The 21,096-nt window shown below is 65.8% G+C and carries 22 protein-coding genes; 17 read left to right on the top strand and 5 right to left on the bottom strand.

What is annotated here, in order from left to right:
- Positions 1–161 precede the first annotated feature (161 nt).
- From DQP57_RS06405 to DQP57_RS06460, 12 genes are all read left to right on the top strand, one after another.
- Complete coding sequence (locus DQP57_RS06405; protein WP_112632206.1) at positions 162–353, top strand: ferredoxin; 192 nt, start codon at positions 162–164, stop codon at positions 351–353.
- A 45-nt stretch (positions 354–398) separates the two neighbouring features.
- Positions 399–1,313 (top strand): 3-oxoacyl-ACP reductase, encoded by a 915-nt coding sequence (locus DQP57_RS06410; protein WP_112632207.1) that lies wholly within the window; start codon positions 399–401, stop codon positions 1,311–1,313.
- Between the two features lie 234 nt (positions 1,314–1,547).
- Positions 1,548–2,312, top strand: coding sequence for an MlaE family ABC transporter permease (locus DQP57_RS06415; RefSeq protein ID WP_112632208.1), 765 nt, complete (start codon positions 1,548–1,550; stop codon positions 2,310–2,312).
- Positions 2,313–2,319: 7 nt separating this feature from the next.
- Positions 2,320–3,162: an MlaE family ABC transporter permease gene (locus tag DQP57_RS06420; protein WP_112632209.1), complete on the top strand. Its 843-nt coding sequence runs from the start codon at positions 2,320–2,322 to the stop codon at positions 3,160–3,162.
- Between the two features lie 19 nt (positions 3,163–3,181).
- The gene (locus DQP57_RS06425) at positions 3,182–4,384 is read left to right on the top strand and encodes an MCE family protein (protein ID WP_112632210.1); all 1,203 of its coding nucleotides are present in this window, start codon (positions 3,182–3,184) and stop codon (positions 4,382–4,384) included.
- Positions 4,384–5,436 (top strand): MCE family protein, encoded by a 1,053-nt coding sequence (locus DQP57_RS06430; protein WP_112632211.1) that lies wholly within the window; start codon positions 4,384–4,386, stop codon positions 5,434–5,436. The genes DQP57_RS06425 and DQP57_RS06430 overlap by 1 nt, the downstream gene beginning before the upstream one ends.
- Complete coding sequence (locus DQP57_RS06435) at positions 5,426–6,490, top strand: virulence factor Mce family protein (RefSeq protein ID WP_112632212.1); 1,065 nt, start codon at positions 5,426–5,428, stop codon at positions 6,488–6,490. The genes DQP57_RS06430 and DQP57_RS06435 overlap by 11 nt, the downstream gene beginning before the upstream one ends.
- Positions 6,487–7,899 carry a virulence factor Mce family protein gene (locus DQP57_RS06440; protein WP_112632213.1) on the top strand — a complete coding sequence of 471 codons (1,413 nt, stop codon included), beginning with the start codon at positions 6,487–6,489 and terminating at the stop codon, positions 7,897–7,899. Before DQP57_RS06435 ends, DQP57_RS06440 begins: the two co-directional genes overlap by 4 nt.
- Before the next feature lie 12 nt (positions 7,900–7,911).
- Positions 7,912–9,066 (top strand): MCE family protein, encoded by a 1,155-nt coding sequence (locus DQP57_RS06445; protein ID WP_112632214.1) that lies wholly within the window; start codon positions 7,912–7,914, stop codon positions 9,064–9,066.
- 12 nt (positions 9,067–9,078) lie between these two features.
- The gene (locus DQP57_RS06450) at positions 9,079–10,803 is read left to right on the top strand and encodes a virulence factor Mce family protein (protein WP_112632215.1); all 1,725 of its coding nucleotides are present in this window, start codon (positions 9,079–9,081) and stop codon (positions 10,801–10,803) included.
- Positions 10,803–11,510, top strand: coding sequence for a mammalian cell entry protein (locus DQP57_RS06455; protein WP_112632216.1), 708 nt, complete (start codon positions 10,803–10,805; stop codon positions 11,508–11,510). Before DQP57_RS06450 ends, DQP57_RS06455 begins: the two co-directional genes overlap by 1 nt.
- Entirely contained in the window at positions 11,510–12,001 is a 492-nt protein-coding gene (locus tag DQP57_RS06460) for a mammalian cell entry protein (RefSeq protein WP_112632217.1), read from the top strand. The genes DQP57_RS06455 and DQP57_RS06460 overlap by 1 nt, the downstream gene beginning before the upstream one ends.
- 30 nt (positions 12,002–12,031) lie before the next feature.
- Here the strand turns inward: DQP57_RS06460 and DQP57_RS06465 are convergent, their stop codons facing one another.
- The 3 genes from DQP57_RS06465 to DQP57_RS06475 form a co-directional block, all read right to left on the bottom strand.
- Complete coding sequence (locus DQP57_RS06465) at positions 12,032–12,610, bottom strand: hypothetical protein (protein WP_112632218.1); 579 nt, start codon at positions 12,608–12,610, stop codon at positions 12,032–12,034.
- Between the two features lie 84 nt (positions 12,611–12,694).
- Complete coding sequence (locus DQP57_RS06470) at positions 12,695–14,176, bottom strand: alpha,alpha-trehalose-phosphate synthase (UDP-forming) (protein ID WP_112632219.1); 1,482 nt, start codon at positions 14,174–14,176, stop codon at positions 12,695–12,697.
- Positions 14,177–14,341 carry a hypothetical protein gene (locus DQP57_RS06475; RefSeq protein WP_112632220.1) on the bottom strand — a complete coding sequence of 55 codons (165 nt, stop codon included), beginning with the start codon at positions 14,339–14,341 and terminating at the stop codon, positions 14,177–14,179.
- Between the two features lie 80 nt (positions 14,342–14,421).
- Between DQP57_RS06475 and DQP57_RS06480 the strand changes: the two genes are divergently transcribed.
- The 5 genes from DQP57_RS06480 to DQP57_RS06500 all read left to right on the top strand — a co-directional run bounded on the left by DQP57_RS06480 (position 14,422) and on the right by DQP57_RS06500 (position 18,764).
- Positions 14,422–15,186 carry an ABC transporter ATP-binding protein gene (locus DQP57_RS06480; RefSeq protein ID WP_205869057.1) on the top strand — a complete coding sequence of 255 codons (765 nt, stop codon included), beginning with the start codon at positions 14,422–14,424 and terminating at the stop codon, positions 15,184–15,186.
- The gene (locus DQP57_RS06485) at positions 15,186–15,974 is read left to right on the top strand and encodes an ABC transporter permease (protein ID WP_112632221.1); all 789 of its coding nucleotides are present in this window, start codon (positions 15,186–15,188) and stop codon (positions 15,972–15,974) included. The genes DQP57_RS06480 and DQP57_RS06485 overlap by 1 nt, the downstream gene beginning before the upstream one ends.
- A 109-nt stretch (positions 15,975–16,083) precedes the next feature.
- Positions 16,084–17,019: an enoyl-CoA hydratase gene (locus DQP57_RS06490; RefSeq protein WP_112632222.1), complete on the top strand. Its 936-nt coding sequence runs from the start codon at positions 16,084–16,086 to the stop codon at positions 17,017–17,019.
- A gap of 102 nt (positions 17,020–17,121) precedes the next feature.
- Entirely contained in the window at positions 17,122–17,958 is an 837-nt protein-coding gene (locus DQP57_RS06495) for an SDR family oxidoreductase (RefSeq protein WP_112632223.1), read from the top strand.
- A 14-nt stretch (positions 17,959–17,972) separates the two neighbouring features.
- Positions 17,973–18,764, top strand: a complete 792-nt coding sequence (locus DQP57_RS06500; RefSeq protein ID WP_112632249.1) for an SDR family NAD(P)-dependent oxidoreductase — start codon at positions 17,973–17,975, stop codon at positions 18,762–18,764.
- Between the two features lie 68 nt (positions 18,765–18,832).
- Here the strand turns inward: DQP57_RS06500 and DQP57_RS06505 are convergent, their stop codons facing one another.
- Positions 18,833–20,395 carry an LCP family protein gene (locus DQP57_RS06505; RefSeq protein WP_112632224.1) on the bottom strand — a complete coding sequence of 521 codons (1,563 nt, stop codon included), beginning with the start codon at positions 20,393–20,395 and terminating at the stop codon, positions 18,833–18,835.
- A gap of 346 nt (positions 20,396–20,741) precedes the next feature.
- Positions 20,742–21,014, bottom strand: coding sequence for a hypothetical protein (locus DQP57_RS06510; protein ID WP_112632225.1), 273 nt, complete (start codon positions 21,012–21,014; stop codon positions 20,742–20,744).
- Between the last annotated feature and the right edge of the window lie 82 nt (positions 21,015–21,096).

Raw genomic sequence — 21,096 nt, forward strand, 5'->3', positions numbered from 1 at the left:
GCTGCAGCTCGACCAACGGCTACCCGTTCGCCTCCCCGGTTGTAACACGTTCTAGTCTGGGAATCCAGCGACCGTTTCGCCGAAGCTGTCGGGGCCCTATGGTGGACCTACATACTGATGAGACGAGTCCTTCGGTGAAGGCCTGGTTCTAGGAGGGTGCAGTGCGGGTGATCGTGGACCGTGACCGATGCGAAGGTAACGCGGTGTGCTTGGGAATTGCCCCGAATATCTTCGACCTGGACGACGAGGATTACGCCGTCGTGAAGCTCGACCCGATTCCCGCGGATCAGGAAAAGCTGGCCGAGCAGGCGATCGCCGAATGCCCGCGCGCGGCACTTCAGCGCGCCGACTAATCTCCAGCCCAGAGCGCGCATTCCGAAACTAGAGGTATTCATAAATTGACTAGCAGCACGAACGCGACCGATCTCTCCGGAAAGGTCGCGGTGGTGACCGGTGCGGCCGCGGGCCTGGGGCGCGCCGAGGCGCTCGGCCTGGCCCGCCAAGGCGCGACCGTAGTCGTCAACGACATCGCCGCGGCGTTAGATGCCTCCGACGTTATCGACGAGATCAACTCGGCCGGGTCGAAGGCGGTCGCCGTGGCCGGTGACATTAGCGAACGCGCGACCGCCGACGAACTGGTTGCTCAGGCCGATTCGCTGGGCGGCCTCGACATCGTGGTGAACAACGCCGGGATCACCCGCGACCGGATGCTGTTCAACATGTCCGACGAGGAGTGGGATCTCGTCATCGCGGTGCACCTGCGCGGTCACTTCCTGCTGACCCGCAACGCGGCGACCTACTGGCGCTCCAAGGCCAAGGAAGCGGGCGGCCAGGTCTTCGGCCGGATCGTCAACACCGCGTCGGAGGCCGGGCTGGTCGGTCCGGTCGGGCAGGCGAACTACGGCGCCGCCAAGGCCGGCATCATCTCGCTCACCCTGACGGCCGCGCGGGCGCTGGGCCGCTACGGGGTGTGCGCGAACGCGATCTGCCCCCGCGCCCGCACCGCGATGACGGCCGACGTCTTCGGCGACGCACCCGAGGTGGAAGCGGGCGGCATCGACCCCTTGTCGCCGGAGCATGTGGTCAATCTCGTGAAGTTCCTTTCGTCCCCGGCGGCCGCCGAGGTGAACGGTCAGGTGTTCATCGTCTACGGTCCACAGGTGACGTTGGTCGCCGCGCCGACCGTGGAGCGGAAATTCAGCGCCGACGGCGCCGCGTGGGACCCCGTGCAGCTGAGTTCGACGCTGCAGGATTACTTTGCTGGCCGTGATCCTGAGCACAATTTTTCCGCCAGTGCGCTGATGGGACAATAGCCGCCGGCGGGTGGTCGATTACGGGGAATCACCAGGTAGAACGTGTTTCAGTTTGACATGCGACAAGTGCTTATGACCAGCCGAATTAACGGTTCGGACAAAGAAGCACTGTTCATTGACACGGTGAACGCGTCCTGAGTTAATATGTTCCGGCTCACACCGAGCCCCGTGCGACCGTAGAGCGGCAAAGGCCACACATAGACTTCGCCGAGGCTAAACCGAGGGGGAACCGCGTTGAGGGAACAACTCGCGGTCCCCGCCCGCGCCGTCGGCGGATTCTTCGAAATGATGATGGATACGGGCCGCGAGACTTTTCGCCGGCCATTCCAATTGGGCGAGTTCTTGGAACAGACGTGGATGATCGCTCGGGTGTCGCTGGTGCCCACGCTGCTGGTGTCCATCCCGTTCACCGTGCTGGTGGCGTTCACGCTGAATATCCTGCTGCGCGAAATCGGAGCAGCCGACTTGTCTGGCGCCGGAACGGCCTTCGGCACCATCACCCAGCTCGGGCCGGTGGTGACGGTGCTCGTGGTGGCGGGTGCCGGTGCCACCGCGATCTGCGCCGATCTTGGTGCCCGCACGATCCGCGAAGAGATCGACGCGATGCGGGTGCTCGGCATCGACCCGATCCAGCGGCTCGTCGTTCCCCGGGTGCTGGCGTCCACCGTGGTTGCGCTGCTGCTCAACGGCCTAGTGTGCGCGATCGGCCTCGCCGGTGGCTACGTGTTCTCCGTCTTCCTGCAGGGCGTCAACCCCGGTGCGTTCATCAACGGGTTGACGGTGTTGACCGGGCTGCGCGAGCTGGTTCTCGCCGAGGTCAAGGCGTTGCTTTTCGGCGTGATGGCCGGGCTGGTCGGTTGTTACCGCGGCTTGACGGTCAAGGGCGGACCCAAGGGCGTGGGTAATGCCGTGAACGAGACAGTCGTGTACGCGTTCATCTGTCTGTTCGTCATCAACGTGGTGATGACCGCCATCGGCGTGCGAATCTCGGCGAAGTGAGTACTCGATGAGCTACGACGTTGGCTTTCGGCTGCGCAATCTCGCCTCCCGGTTGCAGGAGCCGGTCGACGACTTCGGTGAGCAGGCCTTGTTCTACGGCCGAACGGTGCGTCAAGTCCCCCACGCGATCACCAGATACCGCAAAGAGACAGTCCGGCTGATCGCCGAAATGACGATGGGCGCCGGGGCGCTGGTCATGATCGGCGGCACGGTGGGTGTTGCAGCATTCCTGACGCTGGCCTCCGGCGGGGTCATCGCGGTGCAGGGTTATTCCTCCCTGGGTAACATCGGTATCGAGGCGCTGACCGGCTTCCTGTCGGCGTTCCTCAATGTCCGCGTAGTTGCGCCGGTGATCGCCGGTATCGCGCTGGCGGCCACCATCGGCGCCGGTGCCACGGCGCAGCTGGGCGCCATGCGGGTGTCGGAGGAGATCGATGCCGTCGAGTGTATGGCGGTGGAGTCGGTGTCCTACCTGGTTTCCACCCGGTTGATCGCCGGGCTCATCGCGATCATTCCGCTGTATTCACTGTCGGTACTCGCCGCGTTCTTTGCCGCCCGCTTCACCACGGTGTACATCAACGGACAGTCCAAAGGTCTATACGACCACTACTTCAATACGTTCCTGATCCCGTCGGACCTGTTGTGGTCGTTCCTGCAGGCCATAGTGATGGCCATCGCGGTGATGTTGGTCCATACCTATTACGGCTACAACGCGCACGGCGGTCCGGTCGGCGTCGGTATCGCGGTCGGTCAGGCTGTGCGGACGTCACTGATCGTGGTCGTCGTAATCACACTGTGCATCTCACTCGCCGTTTACGGCGCGTCCGGTAATTTCAACCTCTCCGGATAACAGGACCGCTTAAAAGGACATGGCAGAAACAGATACGCGACGAACCACCGTCCGGCTGGCAGCAGCAGTGCTGGCTAGCCTGATGGTGGCTTTCGCCGTGCTGACCTACCTTTCCTACACAGCCGCATTCGCGTCGATCGACACCATCACGGTGTCTGCGCCCCGAGCCGGACTGGTGATGGAGAAGGGCGCCAAGGTCAAGTATCGGGGCATCCAGATCGGCAAGGTCGAAACCATTGACTACTCCGGGGACCAGGCGCGGCTTACGCTCGGAATCAACAGCGACGACCTGCATTTCATTCCATCCAACGCGCCGGTGCACATCGCGGGGAACACCATCTTCGGCGCCAAGGGGGTGGAATTCATTCCGCCACAGGCACCCTCGCCCACGTCGCTGCGCCCGGATGCACATGTCGCGGCCTCTTCAGTGCAGCTAGAAGTCAACACGCTGTTCCAGTCGTTGATGGACCTGCTGCACAAGATCGACCCCGTCGAACTCAATGGGACGCTCAGCGCGTTCGCGGAAGGCCTGCGCGGTCACGGCGACGACCTGGGCGGCATCCTGTCGGGCTTGAACACCCTGACGCGCCAGGTCAATCCGAAGCTGCCCGTCCTGCAGGAGGACTTTCGCAAGGCCGGGGTCGTGGCCAACGTGTACGCCGACGCGGCGCCGGATCTGACCACCATCGTCGACAATCTGCCGACGATCAACAAGACGGTCGTCGATCAGCAGAAGAACCTCAACGACACGCTGTTGGCCACCATCGGCCTGTCGAACAACGCCTATGACTCCCTGGCTCCGGCCGAACAGGACTTCATCGACGCGATCAACCGCTTGCGGGCCCCGCTGAAGGTGGCCGCCGACTATTCGCCGGAATTCGGCTGCCTGTTCAAGGGGGTGGCGCGAGGGGTGAAAGAGTTTGCTCCTTTGATCGGCACGGTGAAGGCCGGCCTGTTCACCTCGTCGCTTTTCATCCTAGGTTCACCGTCGTACACCTATCCGGAATCTCTGCCTATAGTCAACGCCTCCGGAGGTCCCAATTGCCGTGGGCTGCCCGACCTTCCGACAAAGCAGAACGGAGGCTCGTTTTATCGTTCGCCCTTCCTCGTCACCGATAACGCGAACGTTCCGTACGAGCCGTTCACGGAGGTGCAGGTCGACGCGCCGTCGACGCTGCAGTTCTTGTTCCACGGCGCCTTCGCGGAACGGGACGACTTCTGATGGCCGCTGGGAGCATGCCCTCGCACCGCTCTATGATGATCAAGGTCAGCATCTTTGCGGCGGCAATGCTGTTGGTGTCCGCCGCACTGGTGGTGGTCTTCGGCGACTTCCGGCTGGGTCCCGAAAGCACTTATCACGCAACGTTCACCGACGTCTCGAGGTTGAAGTCGGGCCAGAAGGTACGCATCGCCGGCGTGCCGGTCGGTGCGGTTTCCGGCGTCAAGCTCAACCCGGACAACACCATTGACGTGACGTTCGGGATTGACGAGCGCTACACGCTCTATTCGTCCACGCGGGCGGTGATTCGTTACGAAAACCTGGTCGGGGACCGGTATCTGGAGATAACCTCCGGCCCCGGGGAGTTGCGGAAGCTGCCGCCGGGCGCGACCATTAACTCCCAACACACCCAGCCCGCCCTGGACCTTGACGCGCTGCTCGGCGGCCTGCAGCCGGTGCTCAAGGGCCTGGACGCTGACAAGGTCAACACGATCAGCGGCGCCGTCATCCAGTTGCTGCAAGGACAGGGCGGTGCATTGTCCAACGTGCTGGCCGACACCAGTGCGTTTTCATCGGCGCTCGGCCAGCGCGACCAAATCATCGGAGACACAATCGAGAACCTCAACACGGTGCTCAAGACCGTCGATCAGCGCAGCGCCCAGTTCTCGGCTAGTGTCGACCAGTTGCAGCACTTGATCAGCGGGCTGGCTAAGCACAAGGACGACATAGCGGGCGTCATCCCGCCGCTGGCCTCTACAACGACGGACCTGACTGAGCTGCTGCAGAATTCACGTCGTCCGCTGCAGGGCATCCTGGAGAACACCCGGCCACTGGCAACGGAGATCGACAATCGTAAGGCCGAGGTCGACAACGACATAGAGCAGCTGGGCGAGGACTATCTGCGCTTGGCTGCGCTGGGATCCTACGGTTCGTTCTTCAACATCTACTTCTGCTCGGTGACGATCAAGATCAACGGTCCGGCTGGAGGCGACATCTTGATTCCGTTCGGCGGCCCGGTCGACCCCAGCAAGGGGAGGTGCGCTTTTGTCAAGTGAGAGTGAGCGTGTGCGCGATCCGCTGCGTACCGGCGTCTTCGGCGTGGTGCTGGTGGTGTGCATAGTGATGATCGCGTTCGGGTATGCGGCCCTACCATTCTGGCCCCAGGGGAAGATCTACGACGCCTATTTCTCCGACGCCGGTGGCATCAACCCCGGCAACGCGGTCTACGTCTCCGGCTTCAAGGTGGGCAAGGTCACCTCGGTCGGGCTCGCCGGTGACAGCGCCAAGATCACCTTCAGTGTTGATCGCCACGTGGGTGTCGGTGATCAGTCGCTAGCCGCGATCCGCACCGACACGATCCTCGGCGAGCGTTCGATCGCGGTGACCCCAGCGGGCAGCGGCAAGGGGACCACCATCCCGCTCAGCCGCACGACCACGCCGTACACGCTGGCCGGCGCGCTTGAGGACCTGGGTCAAAACGCGGACAACCTGAACAAGCCCCAGTTCGAGCAGGCCTTGAACGTGCTGACCGACACGCTGCACGACGCCACTCCCAAACTGCGAGGTGCGCTCGAGGGTTTGACGACGCTGTCGCGCACCCTGAACCGCCGCGACGACGCGCTGCAAAGCCTACTGGCACACGCGAAGTCGGTGACCGGTGTGCTGGCCCAGCGCGCCGAACAAGTCAACAAGTTGGTGGACGACGGCGATGAACTGTTCGCCGCGCTCGACGAGCGCAGAGCCGCCCTCGGCCGGCTCATCTCGGGGATCCAAGGCCTGTCGGCACAGATCTCCGGCTTCGTCGCCGACAACCGCAAGGAATTCGGCCCGTCGCTCAACAAGCTGAACCTTGTCCTAGACAACCTGAATGAACGCCGCGACTACATTACCGAGGCGTTAAAGCGCCTCCCTGCTTACGCAACGACACTGGGGGAAGTTGTCGGCTCGGGGCCGGGGTTCAACGTAAACGTCTACAGTGTTCTACCCGCACCCCTGGTCGCTACGGTGTTCGACTTTTTCTATCAGCCCGGCAAGCTGCCGGCCAGCCTGGCCGACTATTTGCGCGGCCTCATCCAAGAGCGCTGGATCATTAGGCCGAAGTCGCCATGATGCAGCGTATCTCCGGCAGCCGATGGCTGCGCTACAGCACCGCCATCGCGCTAATCGCGGCGTTGGTGGGTGGCGTGTATGTACTGTCTTCTACCGGCAATTCGCGAAGTATTGCCGGTTACTTCACGTCGGCCGTCGGGCTCTACCCCGGTGACCAGGTCCGCGTGCTTGGAGTGCCGGTCGGCACCATCAGCACGATCGAACCGCGTCCATCCGACGTCAAGATCACGATGGCGGTAAACAAAGAAGTCAAGATCCCGAAGGACGCGAGTGCGATCATTATGTCGCCGAACTTGGTGGCCGCCCGGTTTATTCAGCTCACGCCGGCCTACACCGGCGGGCCGGTGCTGCCCGACGGCGGCAGTATCGGCCTAGGCCGCACCGGCGTTCCGGTGGAATGGGACGAGGTCAAAGAGTCGCTGACTAAGCTGGCCGTGCAGCTCGGCCCCACCACGGGATCGATGCAGGGGCCCCTGGGCCGGGCGATCGACCAGGCCGCGGACACCTTCAACGGCAACGGCGACTCTTTTCACAACGCGTTGCGCGAACTCTCGCAAGCCGCTGGGCGGCTCGGGGATTCGCGGAGCGACATCTTCAACACCGTCAAAAACCTTCAGGTTCTGGTCAGCGCGCTCTCCGCCAGCAACGAACAGATCGTGCAGTTCGCCGGCAACGTCGCCTCCGTCTCCCAGGTGCTCGCCGACAGCTCCCGTCACCTCGACACGACGCTGAGCACACTCAACCAGGCGTTGTCCGACATCCGCGGGTTCTTGCACGAGAACAACTCAACCATCATCGATACGGTCAACAACCTCAACGACTTTGCGAAGACGCTGAGCGACCAGAGTGACAACATCGAGCAGGTGCTGCACGTGGCGGGCCCGGGCATCGCGAACTTCTACAACATCTACGACCCCGCGCAGGGCACGCTTAACGGCCTGCTGTCGATCCCGGAATTCGCCAACCCGGTGCAATTCATCTGCGGCGGGTCGTTCGAAACGGCGGCCGGGCCACGCGCGCCCGACTACTTCCGGCGCGCCGAACTCTGCCGCGAGCGGCTAGGACCGGTGCTGCGCCGACTTACCGTCAATTACCCACCGATCATGTTCCATCCCCTTAACACGATCACCGCCTATAAGGGCCAGATCATCTATGACACTCCGGAGACGAAGGCGAAGTCGCAGACCCCAGTTCCAGATCTCACCTGGATTCCGGCCGGCCATTCTGATACACCGCAACCGCATGACCCCGCGGATCTGCAGGCGCTGCTGGTTCCGCAGGCTCCTCAGACGAGCCAGGCTCCGGGCCCCGCTTTAGGAAATGCCGGCCCCGCCCTTCCGCCAGGGAGTGCCTTCGGGCCGCTTCCCGGACCGCCGCCGAGGCCGGCGTCGCCGCCGCAGGGTAACTAGGGGGGCGGCTAAATGAACCGGATGTGGTTGCGTGCCGGCGGATTGGCGACCGGCAGTATGCTGCTGGCCGGCTGCCAATTCAACGGCTTGAACTCGCTGGCGATGCCGGGCACCGCTGGGCATGGTGATGGCGCGTACTCGATCACCGTCGATCTGCCCGACGTGGCAACGCTGCCGCAGAACTCGCCGGTCATGGTCGACGACGTCACCGTCGGCAGTGTCTCCGGGATCCAGGGCGTGCAACGCCCGGACGGGTCCTTCTACGCGGCAGTGAAATTGGCGTTGGACAAGAACGTCGTGCTGCCGGCCAACTCGACGGTGACAATCGCGCAGACGTCGCTGTTGGGTTCGATGCACGTCGACCTGGCGCGCCCGAAGGACAAGCCGGCCGTCGGTCGGCTAAAGGACGGATCGAAGATCTCCGAGTCCAACACCGGTCGCTATCCCACCACCGAGGAGGTGTTGTCAGCCTTGGGTGTGGTGGTGAACAAGGGCAATGTCGGCGCCCTGGAAGAGATCACCGACGAGACCTATCAGGCGGTCGTGGGCCGGCAGAACCAATTCGTCGACCTGGTGCCCCGACTGGCTGAACTGACCGCTGGGCTCAACCGGCAGGTCAATGACATCATCAACGCGGTCGACGGCCTGAACCGATTCTCGGCGAGCCTAGCGCACGATAAAGACAACCTGGGGCGCGCGCTAGACACCCTGCCCGAAGCGATTCAGGTCCTAAATAAGAATCGCGAGCACATTGTCGAGGCGTTCGCCGCGCTTAAGAAGCTGGCTACGGTTACGTCGCGAGTGTTAGCGAAAACTAAGGTCGATTTTGCTGAGGATCTCAAGGGCCTCTATTCGGTCGTCAAGGCGCTTAACGACAACCGAAATGAATTCATCACGTCGCTGCAATTACTGCTCACCTTCCCGTTCCCGAACTTTGGTATCAAGCAATCCGTACGAGGCGATTACCTGAACGTGTTCACCACCTATGACCTCACGTTGCGGCGGATTGGAGAGACGTTCTTCACCACCGCGTATTTCGACCCGAACATGGCCCACATGAACGAGATCGTCAATCCGCCGGACTTCTTGACCGGCGAACTGGCCAACCTGTCCGGACAGGCGGCGGATCCATTCAAGATTCCGCCCGGCACGGCTTCGGGACAGTAGGGGCGGGCACAGATGCATGACAGGCTGACCAAGATCCAGTTGGCGATCTTCGCCGCCATCACGGTCATCACGCTCACCGTGATGGGGGTGTTCTACCTACGACTGCCGTCAACCTACGGGCTCGGAACGTACGCGGGCACAGCCGATTTCGTCGCCGGTGGCGGCCTGTACAAGAACGCCAACGTCACCTATCGCGGGGTCGCCGTCGGCCGGGTGGAGTCGGTGGGCCTCAACCCCAATGGCGTCACTGCCCGGATGCGGCTTAACAGTGGGACGCCCATCCCGTCGAATGTCACCGCCACCGTCAAGAGCGTATCGGCTGTGGGGGAGCAATACATCGATCTGGTGCCACCGGATACACCGGCAATGATCAAGCTGCGCAACGGGTTTCGCATCGATCGGCAGAACACCCGGATCGGCCAAGACGTCGCCGACCTGCTGAAGCGCGCGGAGGCGCTGACCAACAGCCTGGGCGACACCCGGCTGCGCCAACTGCTGCACGAGACGTTCATCGCGACCAACGGGTCGGGACCCGAGCTGGCCCGGTTGTTCGAGTCTGCCCGACTGTTGGTGGACGAGGCCAACGCCAACTATCCGCAAGCCGCGCAGTTGATCGACCAGGCCGGCCCGTTCCTGCAAGCGCAGATCCTCGCCGGCGCCGACATCAAGTCGCTGTCCGACGGGCTGGCGCGGTTCACCTCGGAGGTGCGGGAGGCCGACCCGGAGCTGCGTTCGACGCTGGCGACTGCACCGGGGGCGACCGACGAGGCCAGCACGGCGTTCTCCGGTATCCGGCCGTCCTTCCCCGCGCTGGCGGCCAGCCTGGCCAACCTGGGCCGGGTGGGCGTCATCTACCACAAGTCGATCGAGCAACTGCTGGTCGTGTTGCCCGCGCTGTTCGCCGCCATTATCACCTCAGCCGGAGGGGTGCCGCAGGACGAGGGCGCCAAGCTGGACTTCAAGCTCGACCTCAACGACCCGCCGCCGTGCGCCGTCGGCTTCCTGCCACCGCCGTTGATGCGCACCCCGGCCGACGAGACGGTGCGCGAGCTGCCGAAGGACATGTACTGCAAGACCGCGCAAAACGATCCCAGTACCGTGCGCGGCGCCCGCAACTACCCGTGCCAGGAATTCCCCGGAAAACGCGCCCCGACCATCCAGCTGTGTCGCGACCCGAAGGGCTACGTGCCGATCGGCCGCAACCCGTGGCGCGGTCCGCCGGTGCCGTACGACACGCCGGTGACCAACGGCCTGAACGTGTTGCCGCCCAACAAGTTCCCGTATATCCCGCCGGGCGCTGAGCCCGATCCGGGCACGCCCATCGTCGGGCCACCGCCGCCGGGTGTGGCACCCGGCCCGGGTCCGTTGCCCAACAAGCAGCCGGCCTTCGATCCGCCGCCGCCCAACGACAACGGGCCGCCACCGCCCTTCACCTCCTGGCAGCCGCCCGGGGTCCCGCCCGTGCCGCCGCAGCTTCCGTACCCGAAGTGGCTGCCCCCGCCGGCCCCGCCGGAGGGCATCAACCCGCCGCCGGCGGGCCCGGGCCCGGAGAAGCCGTGGGGGCCGCCGCCCGGCGGACAACCCCAGGCCAGCGGCCCGGCTTACGCCACCTACGACGACAAGACCGGCGCGTTTGTCGATCCGGCCGGTGGCACTGGTATCTTCGCGGCCGGCGCCACTGGCACCTCCGGCGCCGAGAACTGGGTGGACCTCATGCTTGATCCAAGGCCGATGTGATGGACACTGCCGTGGCAGACGAACAAACGAACAGACCACGCGTGCGCCGTCGGGCCTCCCGCGCGGCGGGTCCGGCCAAGGGCGAGTCCGCCCAGGACGTCACTGTCCGGACCGACGTTGCGCCCGCGCCGAAGCCGCCGCCCAAACCGGTCAAGGCCCTCAAGTCCATCAAGCCGCCGCCGCGACGGCAGCCGCACCGCGCCCTGGTGGGGTGGATCTCGTTCGCGGCCGCACTGCTCGCAGTCGGGGCGCTGGTCGGTTGCGTGGCGGCGCTGTTGGTTCAGCAGCGCCACGCCACCTCGGCGCAGGCGCGCGATCAGCGTTTCGTCGACACCGCCACCCAGACGGTGGTCAACATGTTCAGCTACAAGCAGGACAACATCGACGAAAGCGTGAACCGGTTCATCAACGGCACCAGCGGCCCGTTGCGCGGCATGCTCGGTGCCAACAACAACGCCGAGAATCTCAAGGCCCTCTTTCGCTCCACCAATGCGACGTCGGAGGCCGTCATCAACGGCGCCGCATTGGAAGGCGTTGACGCCGTTACCAATAACGCATCTGTCCTGGTGTCGGTGCGCGTCACGGTCGCCGACATCGATGGCGTCAACAAGCCGTCCATGCCCTACCGGCTGCGTGTGATCGTCCACGAAGACGACGCCGGCAAGATGAGCGGCTACGACCTGAAGTATCCCGACGGGGGCAATTGATGCGATGGCGCCGTTGGCTGCTGGTCGTCGCGGGTTACCTCCTGGCCGTGGCGTTCGTCGGGCTGTCCGCGGTGGCCGGCTGGATGTACTGGGACAGGGTGCAGACACGCGGCGAGCAGGCGGCGCGGGCGGTGTTGCCCGGCCTGGCCGCCAAGGAGATTCCGGAGGTCTTCGCCTATGACTACCAAACCGTCGAACGGAGCCTGTCGGCGGCGTATCCGCTGCTGACCCCGGACTATCGCGCGGAGTTCCAGAAGAGCGCCAACAACCAGATCATCCCCGAGGCCAAGAAGCGCGAAGTGGTGGTGCAGGCCAATGTCGTTGGCGTGGGGGTGATGTCGGCCAAACGGGAATCTGCATCGGTGATGGTTTTCATGAACCGCACGGTGACCGACAAGTCACGCCAGCCGTTGTATGACGGCAGCCGGTTGCGGGTCGACTTCAAGAAAGTCGGCAAGCAGTGGCTGATCGCCTACATCACGCCCATCTAGCCGATCTAGCCGCGCCGCAATCGATCGACGTCAGTAGCACATCGCAATGCCGTTGCAGTACAAAGGGTAACGCTGCACCGGACTGGGTGGCGGGCCGATCAGCGACAGCGAGAACGGCTGCTTCTTCATCTCCGGCTGCAGGCCGCACACCGGCCCATGCATGGTGGTGTGGGTGCCGCTCATCGTCTCGTCGCTGAATGCGAAGGTTTCGGTGGTGGGTCCGGTGCCGCCACCACGGCATGCCACACCGTCGGGCTTGTCGACCTTGAAAGTCCATAGCATGCTGGACATCCGGGCCCGGCCGCTGAAGTTCTGCTGCTTGTCCACGGCGCTGATCTGCTCGGGCGTCGAACTCACGATGTTCAGCGCACAGTTCATCGCGAACACGATCGGATCGTTATAGTCGTTCATGTTCCGGGTGCCCGAGGGCTGATCACAGAGCGCCGAGATGGTCCAGGTAACCCCGGACACGCCCGCCTCATTGAAGTTGTAAGTGCCGTCAGCCGGTGGTCCGATCGCCTTGGCCGGTTCACCGGACTGCAGTGCGATTCCCACCGCGACTGCCGTGAAGATGCCGGCACCGGCGGCTATGCCGTGACGGAGCTTCATGCGATGCCCCTCCTTCGCGTGCGAACCTGCACCTGAGTATCACAGCGTTCGGGCGTCAACACCACAAGGTTTGGCGGATGCGCGCTAATCGGCGCCGCCGGGCCGTGATTCGGCGAGCGCATCGAGGAACGACCTTGCCCACCTGTCGACGTCGTGAGCCAATACCTGGCGGCGCAATGACCGCATCCGGCGGCGTCCCTCTTCGTCGGATTGGTTGAGCGCGGCCTCGATCGAATCCTTGACGCCTTCGAGGTCGTGCGGATTGACCAGATACGCCTGGCGCAGTTCGGCGGCGGCGCCGGTGAATTCGGAAAGCACGAGCGCGCCACCGAGATCGCTGCGGCAGGCGACGTACTCCTTGGCGACCAAGTTCATCCCGTCGCGCAGCGGAGTGACCAGCATGACGTCGGCGGCCACGAAGAACGCGATGAGTTCATCGCGGGGGACCGGCCGGTGCAGGTAATGCACCACGGGATGCCCGACTTCGCCGTACTCGCCGTTGATGTGGCCGACCTGGCGTTCGATGTCGTTGCGCAACTGCTGGTAGCTGTCCACCCGTTCGCGGCTCGGTGTCGCCAGCTGGACGAGCACGGTGTCGTCGCGCTTGGCGCGGCCCTCCGCGAGCAGCTCCGAGAAGGCTTTCAGGCGAACGTCGATGCCCTTGGTGTAGTCGAGCCGGTCGACGCCCAGCAGCACCTTGCGCGGGTTACCCAGCTCCGCCCGGAGCTCGCGGGCGCGGTGCTTGATGTCGCGGTGGCGGGCCGCCTGGTCCAGCGCGGTGGAGTCGATGGAGATGGGGAAGGCGCCCACCCGAACGACGCGGGAGTCCAGTTCGACCTCCCCGTAGCGCGACCGCACCCCGACCGCCCCGCGCGAGGTGTTGGCACCGATCAGCCGCCGGGCCAGGAACAGGAAGTTCTGCGCGCCGCCGGCCAGATGGAACCCGACCAGGTCGGCGCCGAGCAGACCCTCGACGATCTCGGTTCGCCACGGCATCTGCATGAACAGCTCGACCGGCGGAAAGGGGATGTGCAGGAAGAAGCCGATGATCAGGTCGGGCCGCAGTTCGCGCAGCATCTTGGGCACGAGCTGCAACTGGTAGTCCTGCACCCAGACCGTCGCGCCTTTTGCGGCGGCGCGGGAGGTGGCTTCGGCGAAGCGGCGATTGACGTCGACGTAGCGGTCCCACCATTCGCGGTGGTACATCGGTTTGACGATGACGTCGTGATACAGCGGCCACAGCGTGGCGTTCGAGAACCCCTCGTAGTATTCGGCGACATCGTCGGCGCTCAGCCTGACCGGCCGGAGCTCCAGGTCCTCCTGGACGATCGGTTCGTCATCGTGATCGGTGTCCTCCTCAACGACCCCGGCCCAGCCGACCCACGCCCCGCGCCGGCGGCGCAGCAGCGGCTCGAGGGCGGTGACCAATCCTCCGGGGCTGCGTTTCCACGCCGTGGTGCCGTCGGGAAGCCGCTCCTGGTCCACCGGCAGCCGGTTGGCGACTACGACGAAGTCGGAGTTCCCATACTTGGCCGCCTTCGAGCTTCGCCCACCCCCGGGAGACATTTATGCGTCGAGTTTCGAAGGTCCAATACCCAGCATGGACAGGAACACCCGGCACTCGTCGGCGTCGGTGGCGTAGGCCGCGACGACCCGCCTGGCCTGGCTCGCCGTGCTGTCGGCCACCGGTTCGACGTCGCCGATTTCGCCAGGATCAGATTTTGTAGGCATGACTTAACTGTAGGCGACGCCGCCGACCGGTCGCAGCCCGTCTCACCAGCTACCGGCCTCCGGCGGGGTTTATGGGTGGTTTGCAGGGGTTCGCCGCGCCGCTCGCGAAGACGCGATCGGCGGCCGCCGCGGTGATGCAGGATAAGCGGGTGGCCGATCAGGACGCCGATAACGGCGTGGTGTTCGAGTTCCTCGACGTGACCGTCGAACGCCAAGGCGTGCGCGCCCTCAACGGGCTGACCGCCGCCATCCCGGCTCACGGCGTGACGGCAGTGTTCGGGCCGTCCGGCTCGGGAAAATCGACCCTGCTGCGGCTGTGCAACCGGCTGGAGCTGCCGACCAGCGGGCGGGTGTCGTTCTACGGCTCGGACATCGCCGGGCTCGACCCGCTGTGGCTGCGGCGCCGGGTGGGCATGTGCTTCCAGCGTCCGACGCCGTTTCCGGGCACCGTCGCCGACAACCTGCGGGCCGCGGACCCGGACGCGCCCGACGCGCGGATGCGCGAGACGCTCGCCCGGGTCGCGCTGACCGGATCGTGGTTGGACCGCGACGTCGCCGGGCTCTCAGGCGGCGAGGCGCAACGCGTGTGCCTGGCCCGCACCTTGATGGCCCGGCCGCAGGTGCTGCTGCTGGACGAACCCACCTCCGCCGTCGACACCGAGGCGGCCGAAGTCATCGAGCGCGCGGTGCGTGAACTGGCCGCCGACGGCACCCCGGCCCTGTGGGTGACCCATAACTCGGCGCAGGTGGCCAGGGCCGCCGACCGGGTCCTGCGCCTGGAGTGCGGTCGCAGCCTCGGCCTGGGTCCGGTCGCCTCCCGGCCCGGCGACGGCTCGGTGGCGTGATGAACGGTCAAGTCGGCTGGCTGGGCCTGGCGACCTCGCTGATCCTGGTGGCCTTCGCGGCCGGGATCTCGCTGTGGCGGCGGCTGGGTTTGGAGCGGCAGCTGGTGTGGGCCGCGGCGCGCGCGCTGGTGCAGCTGCTGCTCGTCGGCGGGGCGCTGACGCTGCTGTTCGAACCGGGCCGGTCGCTGTGGTGGTCGTGGGCGTGGGTCGCCGGGATGGTGGCCTACGCCGGGGATGTCGCCCGGCGCAGGGCGCCCGAGGTGCCGCGGTTCGCGCCGCTGGCCGTGGCCGCGTTCGCCGGCGCGGCGGTGGTGACGCTGGGGGTGATCTTCGGACTGCGGGTGTTCCCGCTGCAGGGGCGCACGCTGGTGCCGGTCGCCGGGATGATGATCGGCAACTCGATGACCGCCATGGTGCTGGTGGCGCGCCGGCTCGTCGACGAGCTGCGCGACAAACGCGACGAGGTCGAGGCCCGCCTCGCGCTGGGCCAACCCTCCGGGAGGGCCGCGTCGCCCTATCTGCGAATCGCCTTGCGCTCGGCCATATCTCCGCAGATCGAAACGACCAAAGCCACCGGTCTGGTGTTCCTGCCGGGCGCAATGACCGGCCTCATCCTGGCCGGGGTGCCGCCGCTGCAGGCGGTGTTGGTGCAGGCCGTGGTGATGTTCTTGATCCTGGGGTCGGTCGCGGCCACCACCGTGGTCGTCGCGATGGGCATCGTGCGGCTGGTGTTCACGCGCGACCACCGGCTGCTGCCGCTGGGCCGGCGGCCCGAGACCTCGGGGTAGGACCGCGGTCCGCGCGTGGCCGGCGGCGGATCACCCCAGCGGGGGCCCGGTTACACAATGGCCGTAATGTGTAAACAAGTCGAAGCGGACAACAAGCGAGGTGGGCGGAATGACTCTCTCCGAGCAAGCCGGCGCGCAGGCGGCCAACGCCGGCGCCGAGGAGCTGGTGGCCTACGAAACTCTCGACGATGGTCTCATCGCCCGAATCTGGCTCAACCGGCCCGACGCGCACAACGCGCAGAGCCGCGGCCTGCTGGTTCAGCTCGACGAGGCGTTCGGCCGCGCCGAGGCCGACGACGCCGTGCGGGTGGTGATTCTGGCCGCGCGCGGCAAGAATTTCTCCGCCGGCCACGACCTCGGCTCTGAGTTGGCGCTCGCCGAGCGGGCGCCCGGGGCGGGACAGCATCCGACGTTCCGCATCAACGGCGCGACCCGCGACCCGGTGGCGGAGAAGACGTATCTGCAGGAGTGGCACTACTTCTTCCAAAACACTTGCCGCTGGCGCGATCTGCGCAAGATCACCATCGCCCAGGTGCAGGGGAACGCGATTTCGGCCGGCCTGATGCTGATCTGGGCGTGCGACCTGATCGTCGCCGCCGACAACGCGAAGTTCAGCGACGTGGTCGGTGTCCGGATGGGCATGCCGGGCGTCGAATATTACGCCCACCCTTGGGAATTCGGCCCCCGCAAGGCCAAAGAGCTGCTGCTGACCGGTGATGCGCTGGATGCCGACGAGGCCTACCGCCTGGGTATGGTGTCCAAGGTCTTCCCCGTCGACGAATTAGCCGACAAGACAGTGGAATTCGCGCGACGCATCGCCGAGCGGCCCACGATGGCCGCCCTGCTGATCAAGGATTCGGTGAACGCCGCCTCCGACGCGATGGGCTTCACCGAGGCGCTGCGGCACGCGTTCCACATTCACGAACTGGGCCACGCGCACTGGGCGGCACACAACGAGAACAGGTATCCCGTCGGGCTGCCGCCCGACGTCGAGGACTGGCGCAACGCCAAGCCGACCAAATTGGCCCGCCGCGACATCCCGTAGCGTCGCGCGCCGAAGGCCCTAACGAGACCGGGGGTAGCGATATTCGCCCCGAGGGGACATGCTTCTATAGCTAGAACCTGTTCCAGTTTGAGAGGGCCTCGCGTGCAGCTATCTTTCGAAGACCGGACCTATCTGATCACCGGCGGCGGCAGCGGAATCGGCAAGGGCGTGGCCGCCGGCCTGGTCTCGGCCGGGGCCTCCGTCATGATCGTCGGCCGCAACCCGGACCGGCTGGCGGGCGCCGTCGAGGAAATCGAGCCGCTGGCCGCCAACGGCGGCGCGATCCGCTACGAGCCCACGGACGTCACCAACGAGGACGAGGTGGCCCGCGCGGTCGACGCCGCGACGGCGTGGCACGGCCGGCTGCACGGGGCGGTGCACTGCGCCGGTGGCTCGCTGACCGTCGGGCCGATCACCCATACCGACTCGGAGGCATGGCGAAACACCGTCGACCTCAACATCAACGGCACCATGTACGTGCTCAAGCACGTCGGGCGCGAATTGGTGCGGGGCGGTGGCGGGTCGTTCATCGGGATCTCCTCGATCGCGGCCAGCAACACCCACCGGTGGTTCGGCCCGTACGGCGTCACCAAGTCAGCCATCGACCACATGATGATGCTGGCAGCCGACGAACTCGGGGAGTCGTGGGTGCGGGTCAACAGCATCCGCCCCGGCCTGATTCGCACCGATCTCGTTGACGCAAGCGTGATTCAGTCGCCCGAGATCAGCGCGGACTACGCGCTGTGCACGCCGCTGCCCCGGGTGGGTGAGGTCGAGGACGTCGCGAATTTGGCGATGTTCCTGCTCAGCGACGCGGCCGCCTGGATCACCGGCCAGTGCATCAACGTCGACGGCGGCCACATCTTGCGCCGCGGACCCGACTACTCTTCGATGATGGTGCAGATGTTCGGCCAGGACGCCCTGCGCGGAGTGGTATGAGCCGGGAGGAACACATGAAAAGGCTTGAAGGCAAAAGGATTTTGGTGACCGGCGCGGCGTCGGGCATCGGTCAGGCCACCGCGCTGCGCTTGCTGGACGAGGGCGCCGCCGTCGCGGCCTCCGACATCGCCGCCGACGGCCTGGACACCACCCGGGCGCGGGCTGACGAGGCCGGCACCGCCGACCGGCTCACCACCGTGCCGATGGATGTCGGCAGCGAGGATTCGGTGATCGACGGGGTGCGCGTGGCCGTCGAGCAGTTGGGTGGGCTCGACTCGCTCGTCAACGCCGCCGGCATCCTGCGCGCCGCGCACACCCACGAGACCAGCCTCGAGCTGTGGAATCGGATCGTCGGTGTGAACCTGACCGGGACCTTCCTGGTGGTCCGGGAGGCGCTTGCGTCCCTGTTGAAGAACTCGCGCAGCGCGGTCGTGAACTTCAGCTCCACGTCGGCCTCGTTCGCCCACCCCTATATGGCCGCCTACGCCGCGAGCAAGGGCGGCATTCAGGCCTTCACCCACTCGCTGGCGCTCGAATACGCCAAGGACGGCCTGCGCGCGGTGTGCGTGGCGCCGGGCAGTATCAAGTCCGGAATCACCGACGCGACGGGCGGATACATTCCCAAAGACGCTGACTGGTCACTGTTTTCGAGGCTGATGCCGGTGCTGCCCACCGCCGTCGAATCCAGCGGTACCGGGATGGCCGAGCCCACCGCCGTCGCCGGGGTGATCGCCATGCTGGTGTCCGACGACGGGGCGTTCATCACCGGGACCGAGATCCGCATCGACGGTGGCACCCACGCTTGATGGCGGCGACCCTGCACCCGGCTCCGCCGCGTTTGCGATCACCGCGCTGCCTGACGACTGGTTGACGGCTAGTTGACGCAGGGCACGCCGCCGCCGTCGATCGGCTTGCCCTGATCGGGCGTCGGGTACGTCGTGGTCGTGCCGTTGTAGTAGTAACTCTTGGCCTTGGTCGACGTGGTGGTGGAGCTGGTGCTCGTGCTGTCGTCCATCTGCGTCTCGTCGGCTGTGGGCATCGAGAAATTGGTGTCCACGGTGAGGCGGATGTGTCCGGGCTGCACGGTGGAGCTGGGCTGCTTGGGTGCGTCCACGCCGAGCAGGTTGGCCAGATTGAGCGCATCGGTTTGTGCGCCGGCGCCGTACTCGAGGGTCGTGGAGGTCGGGTCGCCGGTTTCGCGGTCGCGGACCTGGCCCGGGGTGTAGCCCTTCTTTTTCAGGGCGCGGGACACCTCGGTGGCCAGACCGCTCATGCTGCCGGCGTTGACCACGTCGACGACCGTGCCCGGATCGGGCTTCACGGCGGTGGTGGTCGGCGCGGTCGTCGTCGTGTCGGCGCCGATCGCCGCCGCCACCTCGGCCTTGATCGCCGCCGGGTCGACGATGTTGACGTCCTGGCCGTCGATGGTGTCGTAGCGCACCACCGGCAGCGTCCGGAACTCGACGTTGCCGCCGGCCAGCCCGCCCAGGCGCTGGATCATGTCGTCGTTCCACCCCGCCGAGAGCACCACGTCCTTGCGCGCGACGGCCATCAGGTTCTTGAGCTTGTCGATGTTGGTGAAGGTGCCCGAGGCCTGCAGCTCCTGCATGACCGCCGAGATGAACGCCTGCTGCCGGTGGGTGCGGTCCAGGTCCCCGTTTTCCAGGCCGTGCCGTTGCCGGACGAACGACAGCGCCTCGGAGGCGTCCAGCCGCTGCCGCCCCGCCGGGAAGTCGGCGCCGGAATAGGAGTCGTAGACCGGATGGTTCAGGCACACGTCGACGCCGCCGAGGGTCTGCGCCAGGTCGTAGAACCCGGCGAGGTTGACCTCGGCGAAGTAGTCGATGGGGACACCGGTCAGGCTTCGCACCGCGCGCAGCGTCGCCGCCCGCCCGGCTTCGCGGCCCTTGGTCTCGAGCTCCTTCTGGGTGGCGTTGCCCTGGTTGGCCAGCTTCTGGGCGACGTACTGCTTGGTCAGCCCGTACGCCTCTTTGATCTTGATGTGGTTGTATCCCGGCACCCCGGTGAAGGGCACCCAATCGTCGCGCGGGATCGAGAAGGCGACGACTTTGTTGTCGGCGCTGACGTGCACCAGGATCATCGTGTTGGTGTTGTAGCCGCCGTCGTCGGAGTCGCCGGCGTGCAGGTGCTTCAGGATCGAGTTGGGCAGGTCGTTGCCGTCCTGGTCTTTACGCGAGTCCAGCCCGATCAGCAGGATGTTCATGTTGTCGCCGGTAGACCGCGGGTCGTCGGGCTGCAGGGCGTTCGACACCGTGATGCCACCCAGCGCGCCGTGCGCCACGTAATACCCGGCCCCGGTCAGCCCCACGGCCGCCACGGAGACCAGCGCGCCCAGGGTGCGCGTCAGCCCTTTGCGGAGACGGGAGGGTTGACGGACGGCTCGATGACGGCGATGCGCGCCGCCCGAGCGGGCCATCACAAACCTCTGCCCACGCCCAGCACATCACCCGGCACCGCAACGGTGCTTTGCGGCGATGTCGCTTCAAGCATGGTGACAAGTATGCGGTAGCTTGCTGTGAAGCCCCCAATCGAGAGCACCCGTCACAGGGTCGGTGGGACCGCGTCCGCCGACCCGGGCGGAGGCGTTTCGCCGCCGCTATCCTCGCCCTACCAGCGCGTTTTGCCCCGCCGCGGGCGCCACGGTCTCCGGACGGTCTCGGGCCGGCCACGCCGCGGCGGGGATCGAGCCGAAGTTGTTACCGGCCGGATACGGGCCGGCGGACCACTCTCGCATCGGACCGCCCAGCAAACGCGCGCGCCGGCTATCGGGCTTTGACCAGGTCCTCCCCCGAGGAGTAGAAGAGCCTGACGTTGGCGCCGGTGACGACCTCGGCGAGGTAGACCGCGACGGGTTCGACCTCGTAATAGAAGTGGACGTTGCCGGCGTTATCCACCGCCGACGCACACGAAAGGCCCGGTGCACCGCAGCGTTGCTTGATGGGTACCGCGAGGACGGCAAGCAGCACGACGACGGCAACGGCGACGACCAGCGGCGCCCTGGTGACCGCCGACCCCCGTTGCGCCGGATTGACCACTGTTGGAGTGTATGCGGGCGATCCAGCGGCTTGCTCGCGCGGCTTGCTCGGGCCTCGCAGTAGGGTTTTTCAGCTGTGGCCA

Origin of the sequence: Mycobacterium colombiense (assembly GCF_003284935.1) — a bacterium.
GTDB classification, from domain to species: Bacteria; Actinomycetota; Actinomycetes; order Mycobacteriales; family Mycobacteriaceae; genus Mycobacterium; species Mycobacterium arosiense_A.